Genomic DNA, 18,629 nt, shown 5'->3' with positions numbered 1-18,629 from the left:
AGCCCGGCGGGTCGCAGTAGTGCAAGCGCAGAGAGACGACTGAGGCGACATTGCGTCCACAGCGGATGCATCGACGCCTTCTTGACTACGGAGGCGCAAGAGGACGACGCTTGACCGCCATGGCAGGCTTGAAGTGGTCGCACGTGTCCGTGCTCCTGGGTGGGATTGCGATTTCCGGATCGGGCGGCTGTGCGTGGCTGATCGGCGCGGACTGGTCCAGCTATGGACCGGCCGGAGGGGCGGGCGATGACGCCGGCAGCACCGCAAGCGCTAGCGGCAGCGTAGAGCATGGGACCGGGGCTGGTGGAACCGGCGGTTCAGCGCAGGGCAGCGGCGGCACGGGCGGAGCGGGAGCGGGCAGCACCGGCGGCACAGATGGCGCTGGCGGCGCTGGCGGCACGGCCGGCGCTGGCGGCACGGCCGGCGCTGGCGGCACGGCCGGCGATATCTCTTACCAGATCCCCTGTGGGAGCGGCAACGTGGCTGTCGGCGTCCACGGCCGGAGCGGCGGCTCGATTGACCGTATTGGCCTGATCTGCGCGCCGCTCGCCAGCGACGGCACCCTGGGCACCGCGTTCCAGACCGTGACCGCCGGCGGCGACGGCGGCTCACCCGGCAACGTGATCTGCCCGGCGAGCCAGGTCCTGGTCGGGATCAACATCTGGGTCAACTCCCTGGTTTACCGGATCGAGCTGCTGTGCCAGACGATCGACGAGTGGAAGCTGAGCGACAGCAACCTCAATGTCGTCCCTGGCATCGGCACCGTCCACGGCACAGGTTACGCGGTCAAGTGCGCGGTGGGGACCGCCGTCGCTGAGATCATCGGCGACGCCGACCAGCTTGTACACTCCGTGAATACAAAGTGTCGCATGATATAACGGGCCATTCTCATTCCGGGGCTGCGGCTCTCGTGAGAGCGCCTCATAGAATCGGACCGAGCCAGCGATAGGAGACGCGAGCCGGCCAAGACTGCGAGTGCGGAGGACAACATCTCTGCAGCCACCCGACCTCGGCGCCGAGTACGAAACCGAACGCATCGCGCGCTGGGCGTACCATGCCGTCCAAAAGGCAGCAATGCGAATGCCTCATTCGCTCTTCACATCACCCCTCACGTCACGTAGCCGGCTCGATCATGACCTTGCGCCTGCGCTTCGTCCTCGTGGCCATACGTTGGGCGGTGTAGGCGCGTCGGCGCTGCCGAGCGTTAGCTCTGCCAACAGCGACAGTGCTCCTATCCTTACCAAGGTAGATGACAACGAGACGACCATTCCGCTGACGTCGCAGGCAGCTGCGGCGGAGCCTTCTGCTCGCGCGACCGGGCACCGCGTTCAGAGCGGTCTCTCTGGTCCTCGCTGCCGCTCCCGCTACCCTCATAGCTACCCCGCTCTGCAAGGGCAGCGGAGATGCCGTCCCGTGTCAAGAGGGCATGCGCTCGGCAGGGGGTCGCCGGCAGGGCGGAAGGGGTGGACCGCAGGACGGGAACCCTATGGTCATTCATATCCCCATGTGTAGCGCCCGCTCGCTCGGCCTCCGGGCTGCGCCAGCACGCAGACTCGGACCCGGGGTTCGCCCCGCCGGCCTGGTGCCCGCCGTGGAGCTTCGTGGAGCCCCGTACCCTGGCGTCACCCGCCGCGCCCGCTCCCGGCGGTGGTCCCGCCTACGTCCGGCTGCGCAGCAATCCACCCCTGCTGAAATCTATCAGGTCACACGCAGGGCACACAAAAGAAAAAAGACACGGTTCTCACCGTGTCTTTTTAGTGGAGGCGCCGGGAATCGAACCCGGGTCCGCAAGGCATCCAGTCTACCTTCGTTCACGTGCGTAGTCGCCTTACGCTGACGACGGCGTTCGTAGATTCGGCTACGACCTATCCCTCACTGAATCTCGGTCGCGTTATCGAGGGCATCCTCACGCGGCCCAGCCCTGTGGTTGACACCCTTAGAGTACTAGGACGACCTTCTCTTCGGATGGCTTAGCGGTTCTTAGGCCGCAACAGCGTATGCGTTGTCGTTCGCAATTGTACGTCCCGCTTGATAGGCGGAGCAGGAGCCGCCAGCACGCAGACAGACCTTCAGTCCCCACGTCGAAGCCGATCGCCCCCTCGTGGTTCGTTCAGACGGACCAAACATTGCTAGAAACTGCGCTGCCGTCAACCCCTCCGCGCCCCTCGGCGTCAGATCGCTCCGCCGCTGAGCGCGCTTCGCGTCCGCCGTCGGCCGTCCGCCGTCGACCGTCGATCCGCGGTTCTCCGGTTTTGCCGGCTCGGTTCGGGCGCTTCCAGCCAGCACGGCTCGTTCTCGGCTGCGTTTTTGCCTGCGTCCCGGCTCCACCGTGCTCCCGGTCCGCTCCCCGGCGAGCTCCTCGCGCCTGCCTCCGGACACGCCCGGTCCGCTCCCCCCACGCCGGTCGCACCCGCCGCTCCCGCCGCTCCCCCCACGCCGGTCGCACCCGCCGCTCCTCCCCACTCCGGCCGCCCCCGCTTCTTCCTGCCGACCTCGCCTGCCTGCCTGCTTCTCTCGACGGCTCCCCCTGGCTCGGCTAAGAAGCCCGCGAAAAGGAAAAGGAGACGGGCAACTTATGGCGAGGATGGTCCAGTGCGTGAAGCTCGGCCGTGAGGCGGAGGGGCTGGAGAAGCCGCCGCTCAAGGGCGAGGTGGGCAAGCGGATTTTCGACAACGTCTCCAAGGAGGCGTGGCGGATGTGGCTGGAGCACTCGAAGATGCTGATCAACGAGTACCGCCTCGATCTCATCTCCGAGGCCGGCCAGCGGCTCTGGATGACCGAGCTCGACAAGTACTTCTTCAGCGGCGGCAACGATGCCCCGCAGCTCCCGCCCGACTACGTGGCGCCCAAGGACAAGCAGGAGTAGCCGCTCCCCGCCGGCCCTGTCGCCGGCGGCGTTCCCGTCACCTGCCGGCTGCGGTCCTGCGCCCCGGCCCCCCTCCTCCGCACCGCCCGCCCCCCGGATCACCCCCCCCGCTCGCCTCTCACGGCAGCGACCCGGGTGCCGGCAGCGCTCCGCCGCCGCGCACGAACTCGATCAGCGCTGCGCCCATCTGCTTGTCGACCTTCTCGCACTTCGCGCTGACCGCCCCCATCGTCGCGCCCTTGCACTCCTTCCGCCGCTCGGTGACCACCTTGCCGACCTTCTCGTCGGCCTGGAACGCGTCGCGCGTCTTCTGATCGAGGCTCTTCCACGGGATCGGCGCGAACTTCGGCTTCGGCGGGACGTGCAGCCGGACCTCCTCCGTCATCAGCGACGCGCAGGTCCCGTCCCAGCGCAGGACGTCGTAGCCGCCCCCGGCGCCGCTCACGACCATGCCGCCCGTGTCGGGCACCCGCTGATAGAGGATCAGCACCTCCTCATCGAAGAGCAGCTTGTCGTTCGATGACGATCCGCCGGAGGCGTTCCATGCCTCGGTATCGCGGGTGAGGTACCCGCGCGTGAACGGCGTCCCCTTGGCGAACAGGTTGAGCGCCACGTCCGGATAGAACCCGCCGCAGAGCCGCTTCACGAACGCCGACGGCGGCAAGCACATCTTGTCCCGCTGCTCGCACGTCGTCGGGACCTGCTTCGATGCATCCGCCGCCGCGTCCTCCTCCTTCTTCCCGTCCCCTTCCTCCGCCGCCTCGCCGCCCGACGCCGCGGCCGGCGTCGCCGCCATCTCGGCGTCCGCAGGATCCGGTTCCGACGGAGGAGGCGTCGCGCCGCCGCAAGCGACCAGGGAACCCATCAGAACAAGCGCAAAAGAGCTCTGGACAGATCGCATGGCCCACGAACCTACCGGAGCCGGCGCGCCCCTCCGCATGGAAAAATAACATCACCCCGCGACGCAATGCGCCAGCGCATCCTCGAAGCCCCATGGCGCAATGCAGGAAACCCGCGCCCCCGTTCACAACGCAATGCGCCAGTCGTCTCGACGGCCTCCTCGGCGCCCTCGGCACCCTCGGCGCCCTCGACGCCCTCGACGTTCTCGTCCGTCTCGATCGTCGCTCTCGATCGTCGCTCTCCATCTCCGGTCTCGCCATACCCTCTCGCCATACCCTCTCAAATGGTTCAGTTTTCCGACAGTACTTGACATCAGAGCCTCATCAGCAGAGCCTGAGCTGATTCCGGCAGGAGGTGGTCGTGCTGGATCTTTCTTCATCCGCACTCTCATCATCGCGTATTGGCGGTTCGCGTAAGTGGAAGTCTCACACGGACGCTCGTCCAAGGGGACGACGGGTGTCCGCTGGTCTCTGGAGGTGTGCGACACTCGCATCCTGTGCGCTCCTCGCCGGCTGCGGCGCGGCCGAGGAGCAGTTCGATCCGTGGGGCACCGGCGAGGAGGTGATCACGGGGGCGGGCGGCAGCTCCGCCTCGGGCGGCTGGGAGAGCGCCGCGGAGGGCGCGGGCCCGGGCAGCGGCGGCGGCGGCTGGCCGTCGTCAGGGAAGCTCGGGCCGCCTTATCCCATCGTGCTCGCCCACGGCTTCTTCGGATTCGAGGACTTCGCGGGCGCGGGATACGTCAGCTACTTCTACAACCTCAAGCACTCCCTCGGTGAGGGCGGCGAGGTCGTCTTCACGCCCTCGGTCGATCCGTTCAACAGCTCCACGTACCGCGGCGCCCAGCTGCTCGCGCGGATCGAGCACATCCTCGCCGAGACGGGCCACGAGAAGGTGAATCTCATCGCCCACTCGCAGGGAGGCCTCGACGCCCGCGTTGTCGCGCACGAGCGGCCCGATCTCGTCGCCTCCGTCGTGACCGTCGCCACGCCTCATCTCGGCTCGAAGGTCGCCGACATCGCGCTCCAGCTCGTCGCCCACGAGCGGCTGCAGGACGTCCTCGACGATCTCCTCAATGCCATCGGGGCGCCGCTCTACGATCAGATAGGCAACGAGACGAGCGTCTTCACGTCGCTCGAGCAGTTCTCGACGCCCGGCATCGCGGAGTTCAACGCGAAGTACACCGACGCGCCCGGGGTGTTCTATGCCTCCTTCGGCGGCCGGACCGACCGCGCGCTCGGCGGCCGCGACTGCACCACGCTCGTCCCGGCGCCCTTCGTCGCGCAGTTCGACGACGGCCTCGATCCGGTGCACCCGCTGCTCTCGTTGACCGAGACGATCCTCGACGGCGGCTTCGGCGAGTCGTTTCCGAACGACGGCCTTGTGCGCGCGCGGGACGCGCGGTGGGGCCACTTCTGGGGCTGTCTGCCGGCCGACCATTTCGACGAGATCGGCCAGCTCTTCGGACAGAGCCCGGGCGACGGGAACCCCTGGCTCTATACCGACTTCTACCGCGCCGTGATCGAGCGGCTCCGGCAAGAAGGCTTCTGACGAGCGAAAGCCGCCCCGAACGGCGCCCCGTCCAGTACCCTTCCCGGCCGATGCTCAAGGCGCCGCTCACCTGCTCGCTCCCGCTGCTCGCCCTGCTCAGCGCGGCCTGCAGCGGCGACGTGCGCCGGTTTCCCCTGCGCGATCCGGTCTGGCGCGACGCCGACCTGAACCCCGTCTCGGTGCCCTGCAGCCCCGATCCCGAGGCGCTCAGGGACGATCCGCAGCACCGCCTCTGCACGCCTGCGCCGTACGAGTCGTCGTTCGCGTGGGACGCGGCCGACAACCTCGTCTTCCGGCCGGTGACGCGCTTCTTCGCCGTGGATCCGGGAGGGGAGGCCGTCAACGTCAACAGCCTCGACGAGGTGCCGGACTCGAGCTGGTTCACGAACCGGATCGGGAAGCAGCCGCTCTCCGCCGAGGAGCTCGTGCGCGGGCCGTGCGGCGACAGGACGCTGGACGACGAGGCGCCGGATGGCTCCTGGGTCATCGACATGGGCAAGCCGAACGGCGCGAACCCCGGCTTCCGGATCAAGGTCGAGGGGATCGGCAAGTTCATGCTCAAGGCCGATCCATCGGAACAGCCCGAGCGGGCCACCGGCGCCACGGCGATCGCGGCGCGCCTCTACCACGCCGCCGGCTTCTGGGCGCCGTGCGACTCGGTGGTCTACCTGAAGCCGTCGGTCCTGAAGCTCTCGCCCGGGCTCACCGTGACCGACAACAGCGGGACCACGAGGCCCTTCGACCAGGCGGCGCTCGACGGCGTGCTCGCCAAGGCCTCGAAGCGAGGGGACCGGGTGCGCATGGTCGCCTCGCGCTGGCTGCCGGGCCGCGCCCTCGGGCCCTTCAAGTACGAGGGGACCCGGGAGGACGACCCGAACGACGTCATCCCGCACGAGGACCGGCGCGACCTGCGCGGGGGGCGCCTGCTCGCCGCGTGGCTCAACCACTTCGACTCGCGCGAGCAGAACTCGATGGATGTCTGGCTCGCCGAGGACGGCGACGACAAGGACGCATCGCCGGGCCACGTGCGGCACTACGCCATCGATCTCGGCGACTGCTTCGGCAGCGAGTGGGAGTGGGAGGACATCTCGAAGCGCCTCGGCCACGCCTACTACTTCGACGTCGAGTACGCGCTCCTCGACTTCGCCACGCTCGGCATCCCCGAGCGGCCGTGGGACCGAGCGACCCGCGACCCCCAGGGCGACATCTTCGGCTTCTTCAGCGATCGCGACTTCCGGCCGGAGGACTGGCGCGGCGGCTACCCCAACCCGGCCTTCGCGCGCATGACCGAGCTCGACGGCGCCTGGGCCGCCCGGGCGCTCGCCCGCTTCACGCCGGAGCTCATCGAGGCGGCGGTGCGGACCGGCGACTTCACCGCCCCGCGGCACACAGCGTTCCTGATCGACAAGCTCATCCAGCGCAAGCGCGCGATCCTGGCGCGTTACCTCACGCGCCTGTCGCCGATCGCCGACGTCGCCCTGGCCTCGCCGGCGGAGCTGTGCGGCGTCGACCTCGCGCGGCGCACCGGCGTCGCGCGCGCGCAAGACCTCCGCTACGAGGCCGCGATGTACGCCGGCGAGGTGCTCTCCCCGCGCGCGGGGCCGGTCGTGCGCCCCTCGCCGGACGGCCGCGTGTGCCTCTCGCTCCCGCACATCGCCACGGACGGCGGCGCCCCCGACGACGCGCCCTCGCGCTACGCCATCGTCGACCTCCTGAACGGGCAGGCGCCCGGCCCGCTGCGCGCCCACCTCTACGATCTCGGCCCGCGCCGCGGCTACAAGCTCGTCGGCATCGAGCGTCCAGACGAGGCCGATCCGCCCGACTGAGCTCCCCCCCGCCGTTCAGAACCCGTGGCTGGCGCCGATCATGAGGCGCAGCTCCTGCAGACTGGCGCCCTGCTCGAACGTCTCGGTCGCCGAGCCGATCAGGAAGTCGAAGGAGTGGTCGCGCGAATCGCTCGTGCGCAGGCCGAGCACGAACGACATGCGCAGAAGGTCGAGATCGAAGTCGCGGAGGTGCTCGCTGAACACGTTGCCCGCGGCGACCTGCACCGTGCCGTCGACGAACGCCCAGACCGGGTAACGGTACTCGAGCGTCGCCGCGGCGGCGCTCCGCCCGCGGAGGCGCCCCTCGCGGAACCCATGCATCGGCGCGCCGCCGCCGAGCTCGACGAGCTCGGTGAAAGGGACCTCGGCGGGGCCGAGCGGGTCCGCGAAGGCCGCCGAGAGGGCGAGGCTCACGATGCGGTCGTGCCCGGTGAGATCGACGAACCCGCCCAGCGTGCCGCCGTAGCGGAGCCACCGGCTCTGCAGCGGTCGCTCCAGGTCGGCGGCGTGCTCCCCGGAGAGCTCCAGCCGGACGCCGTGGCCCCGCTCGGGGCGCGGCCGCCGCGAGTCGAGGGCGGCCTGGGCCCCGATCCGGTAGGCCGTGTACCCCGTGTCGAACGAGGGGGGCAGCGGGTAGCGGCCGTTCGCGACCCGCCAGCCGACCGTCGGCCCGCAGCAGATGTCGTCGAAATCGACGGTCTTCGCGCCGGTGTACGCCTCGACGAAGCTGAACGCGTCGAAACCGACGTGGACCGTCGCGCTCCCCTCGACGCTGCGGGCGCTGTAGCGGGCCCAGTCGCGCCCCACGGACCTCGGGCCGATCCCCGCGAACAGCCAGTCAGGCCGGGCGTCCGCCTCGCCGCGGAGCTTCACGTGCGCGCGCCCGTCGAGCGGGATGCGGTCGGCGATCGTGAGCCTCAGCCAGTCGTCCCCGCCGGTCGCCGCGTGCACGCGGAGCTCGTTGCCGGGGAAGAACAGGTCGTCATAGAAGATGTAAACACCGACGCTCTCGCGAAAGCCGAAATCGAGGAGCGCTGTGGGGACGATGCCAATGGTGTCGTTGGGCCCGAAGGTGAAGATGTCCTTGAGCTCCTCGATCCACTCGCCCTGCTCCGCCGCGACCGTGAGATAGCCGAGCGGCCGCCGGACCAGGTACTCGCTGACGAGGTAGGCGGGGAAGAACGCGACGCGCGGCACCCAGAGCAGCGCGTCGCCGGCGCTCGCCCCCTCGTCCGGACGACCATCGTAGTCCGGCAGAGCACGCTTCGCGCTGGGCGCCTGCTCCCGCGGCGCCGCGGCGGGAGATCGCCCCGGCGGGGTCGGCGCAGCGCCCCCCGCCTGCGGCGCGGCCAGCGCCTCGGCGCACAGCGACAGCACGGCGCAGCTCGCGAGCGCGGCCGTGCGCCGCCGCCAACCCGGGCTGAGCGCGCGCGTCCATCCCTTCTCGTTCGTGCCCAATCCGCCCGTCTCTCGCACGTCGCCACGCGGGAGCCTAGCGGAGTTCCCGGCCCGCGAGACTTTTGTCCGCGCCACGCGCGCGCCTGTCGAACGCCGAACCCCCCTGTACGGCGCTTCACACGGCCGGCGCCGAGAGGGATGTTGCCGGCCGGGACCAGGCTCGATAGCCTCCCGCGTTCGGGCATCGGTCCTGTTCCGGTGCCGCCTGAACGGCGGTCTACCCGGGATGGAGCGGCGCGTGGCGAGCACAGGCGAGAACGAGACACGATCCCGAGGGGGGCTTCACAGGCTCCTCTCCATCTTCGCCGAGGTGAAGCCGCGCGAGGTCTTCAGCGTCCTCGTCCTGACGCTGAACGTCTTCCTCCTGCTCACGGGCTATTACCTCCTCAAGGTGGTCCGCGAGCCGCTGATCCTCGCGGGCGGCGGGCTCGAGATCGGCGGACAGCGGCTCGACCTCGACGGTCCAGAGGTGAAGGCCTACGCGGCGGCGGGCCAGGCGCTGCTCCTCGTCGGCGTGGTCCGCGTCTACGGCGCCATGGCCAGGCGCTTCGGGCGCATGCAGCTCACCACCGCGCTGACGCTCTTCTTCGCCGGCAACCTCGTCCTCTTCTTCTTCCTCGCGCGCCTCGGCGTCCCCCTCGGGGTGCCGTTCTATCTGTGGGTGGGCTGCTTCAACCTCACGGTGATCGCGCAGTTCTGGTCGTTCGCCAACGATATCTACACCCCCGAGCAGGGCAAACGGCTCTTCGCGATCGTCGGTATCGGGAGCTCGCTCGGCGCCATGCTCGGCGCGCAGATCGCGAAGCGCGTCTACGTGCCCATCGGCCCCTACAACATGATGCTCCTCGCGGCGGGCGTGCTGCTCGTCTGCCTGTGGCTCACGCACATCGTCCATCGCAACGACCTCGCGCGCCTCGGCGGCGAGGAGGCCAGGGCCGACGCGCCGCCCGGAGGCGCGGCCGGCGGCTTCAAGATCATCGCGCGCGACCGCTATCTCCTCCTCATCGCCGGCCTGACGCTCGTCCTCAACTGGGTGAACTCGACAGGCGAGTACATCCTCGATCGCACCCTGATCGAGTCCGCCACGAGCGCGCTCAGCCCGGAGAGCGCGCCGCGCGCCGCAGACGAGGGGGAGCCGGCCCCCGCCGGGGCCGAGGGCGCAGACCCGGGCGCGCCGCTCGCGGCGGGCGCCCCGGTCTACCTCGTCGATCCGGAGGCGTCGCGCCTGCTGGAGGGGAAGGTCACCGCCGTCAAGGGCGGGGTGTTCGACGTCGAGGCCGGCGGCAAGGTCGTCGAGGGCGCCGGGAAGGGGCTCGTCCACCCGCGCACCGAGAAGGGGAAAAAGGCGGCGCTCGGCGCGATCATCGGCACCTTCAAGGGCGATTTCTTCTACTGGGTGAACACCTTCGGCGTCATCCTGCAGCTCTTCCTTGTCTCGCGCATCTTCAAGTACCTCGGCGTGCGGTTCGCCCTGTTCCTCCTCCCGGCCATCGCCGTCCTCGGCTACGCGTCTCTCGCCGTCCTGCCCGCGCTCGCCGTCGTGCGCGTCGCGAAGATCGCCGAGAACAGCACCGATTACTCGGTCCAGAACACGGCGCGGCAGGCGCTCTTCCTGCCGGTCGGCCGCGACGCGAAGTACAGCGCCAAGGCCGCCATCGACACCTTCGTCGTCCGCGCGGGCGACGTGCTCGCCGCCGTCGGGGTGATCGTCGGCCAGGTGCTCGCGCTCTCCATCCGCCACTTCGCGATGGTCAACATCGTGCTCGCGCTCGTGTGGCTCGGCGTCGTGATCGGCATCGCCCGGGAGCACAAGCGGCGCACCGCGGACGAGCCGGACGCCGAGGGCCTGAAGGCCGCGTAGCTCCCCCGGCGGGACTGTTCCGCGGCGCCGAACCGTCAGGGCTGAAGCGGATCTACGCGGCCTTCGCCGGCCTCGGGTTCAGCTGGAGGAAGCGGCGCTGGTAGGCGTACGAGCGAAAGCGGATCTGCAGCGGCGGCTCGTTGCCGCTCTTGATCTCGAGCTTCGCGCCGTCGTCGTGCTCGGCGCAGTGCGGGATGCGCAGCGTGTAGCTCGTGCCGCCGCCGGTGCGCACCGCGATGCTCCCGAGCGCGAGCCCGGCCGCGGCGACGGCCACGTTGGTCCCGGTCTGGCCGTCGTCCGCCTTCGCCTCGATGCCGCGAGTCGCCGGCTTCGCGCACACGCAGCAGCCTTCCGGCCAGCGGATCGTCTCGCTCGTCACCGGCACCGGAAAGCCCGGCTGCGGGTGGACGTAGTCGCCGGCGAGCACGGTGAGGACGCGCTTGTCGACGAGGTACGCGGCCTGGCACTTGTCGCAGAACGCCGGGTCGTCGGTGTGGTTGAGCTCGATCTCCGCGAGCGTCGCCTGGCAGCGCGGGCACGTCGCGGTGCCGGCCAGGTCCCTGGCGACAAGGAGCGACCCGAACGCGAACACCGCGAACCCGATGCCGCCGACCAGACAGAGCAGCCACAGCGGACCGGAGCGGTCGATCATCGCGCGGAAACAGAGGAACGAGAGGCCGGCGAGCACCGCCGTGATGACGGCGTACTTGATGGTGGAGCCGGTGTTGCGGGTGACGGTGGACGTCATGAGCGCGACCTTAGCGCCGGTCGACCCGCGAGCGCGCGCCGAACGCTGTCGCGGAAAGAGGGTAGGGGGTAGAGGGTACGAGGGCAGCGCTTCCAAACGCCTTCCGGCGGTCCAGTACCATCCTGCCCCACATGCCCGTTGACGTGATGCCCGGAGCGCGACGCCGTCTCGATGCGCCGGAAGCATGCACGAATTCGGTAAGTTGGCGGGTCCGATGGGGCCAGGAGGGCGTCGGAGTACGGGTCGCACGCGCAAACTGATCGGTGCTCTAGCCCTGAGCTTTTGCGGCAAGGGTCTCGAGTGGCTGCCTGAGTGCGCCGTATGCCTCGTCGGGAGTGGTATGGGCGAGCTCCTGGTGGAACCCTCCGTGTGCCAGTCGATTGCGTTCGTCACGAATTCGATTAATCTGACCCAACAACGATTCCGAGAAGCTCTGCGGCTCGAGGACGCGATACATCACTAGCCATGTTGAGATCGCGTCCGGCAGCGTTTCTGCAACTTGCTTCTTCGACATCCCGCTGCGCTTGGCGATGTACTCGAAGAAGCCATCCTTGAAGTCCGCCTCGAACCCTGCAAACAGTCGCATGAGGGCTACTCGGTACAGGTCCTCGCGCTCCTCCTTGAGCCGCGCCTTCCGCTCGCCCTTCTTGAAGCGCAACAGGTCGCCAAGCAGCGCTCGTAAGTGAGTCTGCTGGTCATGCTCTTCACTGAGTTCCTGGATATGTTTCAGTCGAGAAAGCTGGGTATCGTACCATGCTTTAGCCTTGTCGAGGTGATTCATCGTAGAAGCTCTGCGAGAACTTCGTCGCGGAAGGTTTCCTCGGTCAGAGGCTCGAGCGGGCCGTGAACCCCCTCCCAGGAATACATCCATCCGGACGCGCCAACATATTCCAAGAGGGCGGCGCGCGCGCCCGAGCTAACCTCGACCTGAGGTCGTCGCCCCGCTAGAAACGACCGCGGCTGCACGGTCACTTGGTCGTCTTTGAAGTGGATTGTTATCGCCGGTAGATTGAGACGTTTGTCGATGTGCTGCACGAGCACGCTCCACTCCTGTACCGATAGCGGCAACCCCTCCACCCACTTGCTGATGTCGCCCATCAGCGTTGTCACGACCTTCTTGAATTCCTCGAGGTCGGTCGCCTTCTCTTCCCCACGCTGTTTTAGAACGTCTTTCAGGCTCATTGATGCCATGTACCATGTTCCGGTCGGCGATGCCAGATCACGCGGCCAGAGTCCGCGCCCGGACGCCTTCGCGCCGGAACCACGTCAAGGGTCCTCTGCTGCGGGAGACGCAATGGGCTGCACAACATCGCATTGCAGCTGCCGTGGCCATCGGTCGCTCGCTCCCTCTGGACCACGCAGCTGAATGCGGGGACGTTGGGCGGGCGGAGCGGCGCGGGACGCCGGGGGGGCGACCCCATCGACGTCGCCAGGGATCGGGGACACTTCGTCGCGCCCGTCCTCCGCGCCGCCGGGAAGAGCACAGAGAGTATGCCGAGGTCGTCCGCTTGAACGACATGCTCAGCCTCCTCAAGCTTCAGGCAGAGGAGGTATGGCCCCTGCGCGCGGCCTCGTGAAGCTGCCGAGCAACACGCGTGAGCTGGTCCAGCGGCGCGCCCAGGGGGCATGCGAGTACTGCCACCTTCCGCAGGACGCATCCATCTTGCCCCACCAGGTAGACCACATCATCTGAAAGCAACATCGTGGTTCGGATGATGTCCACAACCTGTGTCTATGCAGCGTTCGCTGCAGCCTGAAGAAGGGGCCGAATATCGCGTCGATCGACCCCGAGAGCAGTAGGCGAACGACCCGCGCTCATCGAGGTGGTAGGCGGAGACGTCGCGGTCGATCTTCCGCCCGCCGGCGCTCGTGAACATGCGCCGGGGAAAGACGCGCACGCGGGCCTGCGCGGCGCCGGGGAGCAGCTCGAAGCGGCCGGCGCTGAAGCCATGGGGGCGGGTCACGCCGCGGCCGCCGGGGCCGTGGTGCTCCTCGAGACCGAAGAGGGAGGCGCCCTGCAGGGCGTGACGCGCGTGGCCGCCGCCGTGGGCGGTCGAGGTGGCGGTGCCCTCGTGCATGTGGCCGAAGAAGTGGGCGGCGAAGCGACCGGCCGGGTCGACCTCCTGGTGGAACTCCTGGCGTGCCTGCGGGTGGAGCCACTCGGGCGGGTGGTGGGTGAGCAGCGCTGGTGGTGGCTCCACCCGTCACGAGCACGCGGCCGTCGAGCAGCAGCGCGGCGCGGTGCCCGTCGCGCGCCGAATGTATCGACGAAGCCCAGGCCCACCGGGGGCACGGTCCCTGGTGGAACGCTGCTCAGCGGCCCGTCGGGCTCGGTGCTCCCCGGAGGAGGGGACTACCAGCTCCTCGGAACGAGCACGGTGCTGGATGCCAGATACGTGCTGTCCTCGATCCGACGGCGAGGTCATCGTGGTAAGGAGCTGTGGACCGCTCGGCGCGCTCGTGCCGGTCTTCGAGGCGCGCGCGGACGGCCCCTGCTCATCCTCGACACGAAGGAGTGCGTGAGCTCCGACCCGGGGTTCGCGTCGCGCGGGTGAGCCTCACCTTCCACGAGCGCCAATAGAACAAGGAGTCTGCAGGAACACCGGCGCCTGGCGCGGTCACAGACCGTGCGCTGTCACGGCATATATCCATGTCTCCGGTACACCATGTGGCGGCGCAGCACGGATGCTCGACCACGAGAATGGATATTTCAATGCACGACGGCTGCGATGATGACCCTCCGCGGCCGCCGTACCAGCGATCGAGAGGGCAAAGGCTTCAACAAGGGGCGGCGTCGAGCCGCGTATCCACGGGAGGACTTATGCAAGTGATCGTTGCGGGCGCCGGGATCGGCGGCCTGGCCGCGGCTCTGGCGCTGCACGCCTCGGGTCATGAGGTGACGGTGTTCGAGGCGGCGTCCAGCATCCTGCCGCTCGGGGTCGGTATCAACCTCCTGCCCCACGCCGTGGAGGTGCTGGGCGAGCTGGGCCTGCTCGAGGCCCTGTTGGCCCACGGGGTGGCGACCCGCGAGCTTGTCTATTTCAACCGCTTCGGTCAGCGCATCTGGGGCGAGCCGCGCGGCCGCTTCGCCGGGCATGCCGCGCCGCAGATCTCCCTGCACCGCGGCGTCCTGCAGGGCGTGCTGTTCGACGCCGCCGTCGAGCGGCTGGGCCCTGACCGGGTGATCTGCGATCGGCGCCTCTCGGGCCATCATGAAGAGGGCGAAGGCCGCATCGAGGCGCTCTTCCTCGATCGCGCGGGCGCGGCGTGGAAGGTTCCCGCCGACCTCCTGATCTGCGCCGACGGCATCCACTCGGCGGCGCGCGCCGGCCTCTATCCGGACGAGGGGCCGCCGATCTACGGCGGTCGCATGCTGTGGCGGGCGACCAGCCTGGCGGCGCCCTTCCTCACCGGCGCCAGCATGATCATTGCCGGGCATCAGGACCAGAAGTTCGTCGCGTATCCCATTTCCCCACCGGAGCCGGACGGCCGCCAGAGGATCAACTGGGCCGCCGATCTCGCGGTCGCCAGGAACCTGCGACGGGAGGACTGGAACCGGCTGGGCGACCCCGCCGACTTCCTGCCCAGGTTCGAGGCCTGGCGCTTCGGCTGGCTGGATGTGCCCGGCCTGATCCGGAGCGCCGAGGCGATCTACGAGTTCCCGCTTGTCGACCGCGATCCCCTGCCGCGCTGGAGCCATGGGCGCATGACGCTGCTGGGCGACGCCGCCCATCCCATGTATCCGAACGGCTCCAACGGGGCGAGCCAGGCCATCCTGGACGCCCGCGCCCTGGTCGGCGCGCTCGCCGCCCATGCCGATCCGGTGGAAGCGCTGGCCGCCTACGAGGCCGAGCGCCTGCCCCCCACCGCCGCCATCGTCGCCGCCAATCGCCGCAACGGTCCGGAGCAGGCCCTGCAGATCGCCTACGAGCGCGCGCCCGACGGCTTCGACCGTATCGAGGACGTCTTCGCCCCCGGCGAGCTGGAGGCCATCGCCGCCCGCTACAGGGTGCTGACCGGCCTGAAGGGCGCCTCGGAGCCCCTCGTGCGCTGACGGATCTCCGACGTACCGAACCCGCGTCAGGGCCGGCCCGCGGCCGCGCTCACCTTCCAGGCCTCGTAGGCCTCCATCAAGGCCAGGTACAGCCAGCGGCCGATGACCTCGGCCCCCGCGCCCGACGGGTGCGCGAGATCGGCGCCGCCGAGCCCCCGCTGGACCCAGACCCCCATCGACCCGGAGCCCCCCATCGCGCCGAACGTGTCGAAGTAGCCGCAGCCGACCTGCGCGGCCACCCGGCGCTGGATCGCCGCGAGCTTCGGGATCACCGGGCGGCTCCTGTAGACCTCGCCCTTCTTGTCGGCGCGGTCCATCGGGCCCACCAGCATGCACGACGACCCGGGCAGCGCCGCCGTCACCTGCTCGAGCACCGCCTTCATCGTCGACTCGACCTGATCGAGCGGGAACAGCTCGCCGTCCTCGCTCTCGTTCATGCCGTAGTGGAACACCGTCAAGGACGGGCTCCGCGCGCGCAGCTGCTCGGCGAAGTGCGCGTCGTCGCTCTTGTCGAGGAAGCGGATGCGGCAGCCCTGGATGCCGATCGCGTCGAGCACCACCCCCGGCTCGTCCCGCTCCATCCAGACGCCGAACGCGCGCACCCCCGGGCCGTGCGCCCGCACCTCGATCCCGTGCGGCCCGTCGGGCACCTCGTAGGTCGCGATCGCCGAGCCGGCCTCGGCGGCCCGGGTGTCGATCATCTCCCGGCTCTCGCCGTCGATCTTGATCTCCATCCGCCCCCCCTCGGGGTGCTTCAGGTAATCGACGGCGAACCGCGAGACCGCGCGCCCGTAGGTCCCGGTCTCCGCGGTGGCGAAGCGCGAGAACACCCCCGCGCCCTGCGAGCGGAACGACACGCCCCCGAGCCCGTAGAGCCCGTCCTTGGCGAAGGGGCCCACGACGCGGCTCACCTGCCAGCCGGGGACCGCGAGGCGAACAACGTCGTTGTGGAAATATCCAGGCCATGCGTTGGCCATCAGCATGAACCCGTGGCCCGCGTCGCCGAAGCGCTTCTGCAGCTTGCGCCGCAGCGTCGACGTCACGAAGTCGCTCGCCACGATGGAGTCGCCGAAGTAGGTGATGCGCGCGATCGAGCCCGGCGCCTTGCGCTCCACGGCGGCGAGCGCGCGGAAGAACGGCGTCATCGCCTTGCCGCTCGGGTCCTCGATCGGGCGCGGCGGCTTCCCCTCGGAGGCGACCGCGGCCGGCAAGAGCTCTGCGGCGGCGGCCGGCAGCGCGACCTCCTCGGGCTGGCGCAGCTCGGCCTGCTCGGTGGTCTCCGTGACGAGCGTCGTCTCCCCGATCGATGCCACGGGCGCCGGCGCCGGGACCACGACGAGCCCCTCGCCCTCGGGCAGCGGCGTGAGCAGCCGCAGCCGCGACAGGCCCGGGTGCGCGTAGGGCAACAGCACGAGCAGCGCGAGCGTCGCCAGCGCCCCGGCCGCCGACGAGACGAGCCCATTGCGCGGCGAACCCACCGGCGCGCCGCCCGCTGGAGGAGCGTCGCGCCCGCCGGGCGGAGGCATGTCATGGACGGCCGGCTCGTGGGCGCTTGTGCTGCTCGTGGAGGTCATCGACGCGCGCGGACGGGAGAGGGAGGCGCTCTGCGGCGACACGCCCCGCTCAGGGGGACGCATCCCGATCGGGAGGAGGCGGGCGCTTCTCCAGCTTGTCCAGGGCCGCGGACGCCCTGTCGCGGCAGCTCATGTCGCCCTGGTGGATGCAGATCGCGCGCAGCAGCTTGATCTCGCTGGCCGACGCGCGCCCGCCCCAGACCCTCGGCTCGAGCGCCTTTCGCTGCGCCGGGTACGCGGTCGAGTCGAGGGAAGAGCTCGCCTGCGGGGCGCCCGCGTCGGCGACCCTGGGCGTCGAGGCCGGCGGCGCGGGCGCGGGCGAGGGCGTGTGCTGCGGGGACCAGGACGTCGTCTGCGGGCTGCTCTGCTGCGGCGCGGGCTCCGGCTCGGGCGGCGCTTCGGGGTCGACCTGCCGCCGCATCTCGGCCACCCGCGCGCGGAGCGCCGTCGGGACGCTCGTCGTCTTCGCGATCTCGTTGAGCAGCGTGAGCTTCTCGTCCTTCGTCCCGGCCCGCTCGACCTGCTGGAACATCCCCTCCGCCCAGCGCTCCTCGATCTCCCGGAAGCGCTGCGTCTCCCGGACCGGCGCCGTCTCGGCGATCTCCTGCAGCTTCCGGTGCGCGGCGTCGATGTTCCCCGCGCGGAAGTGCTCCTGCGCCGCGTCGAGGATCTGCGCGTCGTTCCCCCCGAGCTCCGGCGCCGCGGGCCGCGCCTCCGGCTCGAGCGCCTCCGGCCCCTGCGAGCGGGCGCGGGTGACCGCGACCACGGCGAGGATGAGGATCACGACGACCGCAAGGAGGATCCCCATCGCCTTGCTCGTCCCGCCGAGCGAACGGGACGACGGCGTCGCAGCGGCCACGCTCCCGTACGACCCCGGCGCGGCCGTCGAGCCGGAAGCGCCGTCCGGCCCGGCGCGAAAGATCTTGCCGGCGGCGACGAAGCGGAGCCGCACGTCGCCGAGCTCGAGCGCGTCGCCCGCCTCGAGCAGGCCGCGCTTCAGCTCGACGCCGTTGATGCGCACGCCGTTCGCGCTCTGCTTGTCGACGACCTCGTAGCGGCCGTTGCCCAGGCTGATGAGCTCGGCGTGCAGGCGGCTCACCGAGCTGTGGTTGATCGAGATCGTCGCGTCCTCGGAGCGCCCGATCGTGAACCGCTCGCCGTCGAGCGGGAACTCGGCGCCGGGGGTCGGGCCGACGACCATGACGAGCCGGTTGGGGCGGGTGTGGAGCGGCAGGTGCGCCGTGCTGCGGCTGCCGGGCGGCGGCGTCGGGCTCGTCACCGCGGACGAGAGCGCCTCATCGACGATCTCGATGCGGTAGTCGCCGAGCTGCACGAGGTCGCCGTGGCGCAGGTGCTGCTCGCCGGTGACCCGCCCGCCGTTGACGTACGTGCCGTTGTAGCTGTCGAGATCGCGGATGACCCAGCCCTGGCCGTTCTTGGCCAGCGACGCGTGCTGCCGCGAGACGTTGCGGTCGGTCAGCCGGATCGAGTTCGACTCTCCGCGCCCGAGCGCATACTCCTCATGGGCGAGGGGGAGCCCCGTCTGTTTCCCCTCGTCATCCTCGATCGTCAGCTTCCACATAGCGGGTTCGGGGCATTCAGGCGAAGCCAGGCTCGCTCCGCGAGCGCCTGTCGATCCGTGGCATCCACCGCTCGCCGTGCGAGCCTCCTCAGCGAGGCCCGCCTACTTTAGCGAGTCCGCCTCCGGGAAGGCAACGACGGCGCACCACCCCATGGCGGGCGGCCCGGACCGCAACGTCCCACCGGCCGCCGGCCAGCCAGCGCCGGGCAAGC

At 69.9% G+C, this 18,629-nt stretch carries 15 protein-coding genes and 1 other RNA gene; 7 read left to right on the top strand and 9 right to left on the bottom strand.

Annotated elements, in window-relative coordinates; all coding sequences use genetic code 11:
• Positions 1-119 precede the first annotated feature (119 nt).
• Positions 120-878 (top strand): hypothetical protein, encoded by a 759-nt coding sequence (locus WME75_RS32995; RefSeq protein ID WP_437479196.1) that lies wholly within the window; start codon positions 120-122, stop codon positions 876-878.
• Positions 879-1,755: 877 nt separating this feature from the next.
• On the opposite strand, the gene ssrA is transcribed toward WME75_RS32995, so the two are convergent.
• Positions 1,756-2,099: a transfer-messenger RNA gene (gene ssrA, locus WME75_RS32990) on the bottom strand.
• Between the two features lie 476 nt (positions 2,100-2,575).
• Between ssrA and WME75_RS32985 the strand changes: the two genes are divergently transcribed.
• A complete protein-coding gene (locus WME75_RS32985) occupies positions 2,576-2,866 on the top strand; it encodes an oxidative damage protection protein (protein ID WP_437479194.1) in 291 nt (96 codons plus the stop codon).
• 118 nt (positions 2,867-2,984) lie between these two features.
• Here the strand turns inward: WME75_RS32985 and WME75_RS32980 are convergent, their stop codons facing one another.
• The gene (locus WME75_RS32980) at positions 2,985-3,731 is read right to left on the bottom strand and encodes a hypothetical protein (protein WP_437479192.1); all 747 of its coding nucleotides are present in this window, start codon (positions 3,729-3,731) and stop codon (positions 2,985-2,987) included.
• A gap of 491 nt (positions 3,732-4,222) precedes the next feature.
• Here WME75_RS32980 and WME75_RS32975 point away from each other — a divergent pair, with 491 nt between their 5' ends.
• Positions 4,223-5,314, top strand: coding sequence for an esterase/lipase family protein (locus WME75_RS32975; protein WP_437479191.1), 1,092 nt, complete (start codon positions 4,223-4,225; stop codon positions 5,312-5,314).
• 50 nt (positions 5,315-5,364) lie between these two features.
• Positions 5,365-7,140 carry a hypothetical protein gene (locus WME75_RS32970; RefSeq protein WP_437479189.1) on the top strand — a complete coding sequence of 592 codons (1,776 nt, stop codon included), beginning with the start codon at positions 5,365-5,367 and terminating at the stop codon, positions 7,138-7,140.
• Positions 7,141-7,155: 15 nt separating this feature from the next.
• Here WME75_RS32970 and WME75_RS32965 read toward each other — a convergent pair whose 3' ends face one another.
• Positions 7,156-8,598, bottom strand: coding sequence for a BamA/TamA family outer membrane protein (locus WME75_RS32965; protein ID WP_437479187.1), 1,443 nt, complete (start codon positions 8,596-8,598; stop codon positions 7,156-7,158).
• 238 nt (positions 8,599-8,836) lie between these two features.
• Here WME75_RS32965 and WME75_RS32960 point away from each other — a divergent pair, with 238 nt between their 5' ends.
• A complete protein-coding gene (locus WME75_RS32960) occupies positions 8,837-10,459 on the top strand; it encodes an NTP/NDP exchange transporter (protein ID WP_437479185.1) in 1,623 nt (540 codons plus the stop codon).
• 52 nt (positions 10,460-10,511) lie between these two features.
• Here the strand turns inward: WME75_RS32960 and WME75_RS32955 are convergent, their stop codons facing one another.
• From WME75_RS32955 to WME75_RS32945, 3 genes are all read right to left on the bottom strand, one after another.
• Positions 10,512-11,207, bottom strand: coding sequence for a hypothetical protein (locus tag WME75_RS32955; RefSeq protein ID WP_437479184.1), 696 nt, complete (start codon positions 11,205-11,207; stop codon positions 10,512-10,514).
• A gap of 268 nt (positions 11,208-11,475) precedes the next feature.
• Positions 11,476-11,988, bottom strand: a complete 513-nt coding sequence (locus WME75_RS32950; protein ID WP_437479183.1) for a hypothetical protein — start codon at positions 11,986-11,988, stop codon at positions 11,476-11,478.
• Complete coding sequence (locus WME75_RS32945; RefSeq protein WP_437479182.1) at positions 11,985-12,389, bottom strand: hypothetical protein; 405 nt, start codon at positions 12,387-12,389, stop codon at positions 11,985-11,987. The genes WME75_RS32950 and WME75_RS32945 overlap by 4 nt, the downstream gene beginning before the upstream one ends.
• A gap of 370 nt (positions 12,390-12,759) precedes the next feature.
• Between WME75_RS32945 and WME75_RS32940 the strand changes: the two genes are divergently transcribed.
• A complete protein-coding gene (locus tag WME75_RS32940; RefSeq protein ID WP_437479181.1) occupies positions 12,760-12,900 on the top strand; it encodes a hypothetical protein in 141 nt (46 codons plus the stop codon).
• Here the strand turns inward: WME75_RS32940 and WME75_RS32935 are convergent.
• Complete coding sequence (locus tag WME75_RS32935; RefSeq protein WP_437479180.1) at positions 12,893-13,408, bottom strand: hypothetical protein; 516 nt, start codon at positions 13,406-13,408, stop codon at positions 12,893-12,895. The genes WME75_RS32940 and WME75_RS32935 overlap by 8 nt on opposite strands.
• Positions 13,409-14,028: 620 nt before the next feature.
• On the opposite strand from WME75_RS32935, the gene WME75_RS32930 reads away from it, so the two are divergent.
• The gene (locus tag WME75_RS32930; RefSeq protein WP_437494974.1) at positions 14,029-15,261 is read left to right on the top strand and encodes a flavin-dependent oxidoreductase; all 1,233 of its coding nucleotides are present in this window, start codon (positions 14,029-14,031) and stop codon (positions 15,259-15,261) included.
• 26 nt (positions 15,262-15,287) lie between these two features.
• Here WME75_RS32930 and WME75_RS32925 read toward each other — a convergent pair whose 3' ends face one another.
• Together WME75_RS32925 and WME75_RS32920 are read right to left on the bottom strand one after the other, a co-directional pair.
• A complete protein-coding gene (locus WME75_RS32925) occupies positions 15,288-16,835 on the bottom strand; it encodes a GDSL-type esterase/lipase family protein (protein ID WP_437479179.1) in 1,548 nt (515 codons plus the stop codon).
• Between the two features lie 49 nt (positions 16,836-16,884).
• On the bottom strand, positions 16,885-18,417 hold the full coding sequence (locus WME75_RS32920; protein WP_437479178.1) for an FHA domain-containing protein: 1,533 nt from the start codon (positions 18,415-18,417) through the stop codon (positions 16,885-16,887).
• Between the last annotated feature and the right edge of the window lie 212 nt (positions 18,418-18,629).

It is taken from the genome of Sorangium sp. So ce1014 (genome assembly GCF_051521505.1).
In the GTDB taxonomy this organism is placed as follows: Bacteria; Myxococcota_A; Polyangia; order Polyangiales; family Polyangiaceae; genus Sorangium.
Note: the sequence above shows the minus strand (reverse complement) of the source record. Positions and strands in the feature narration are given on the sequence as shown.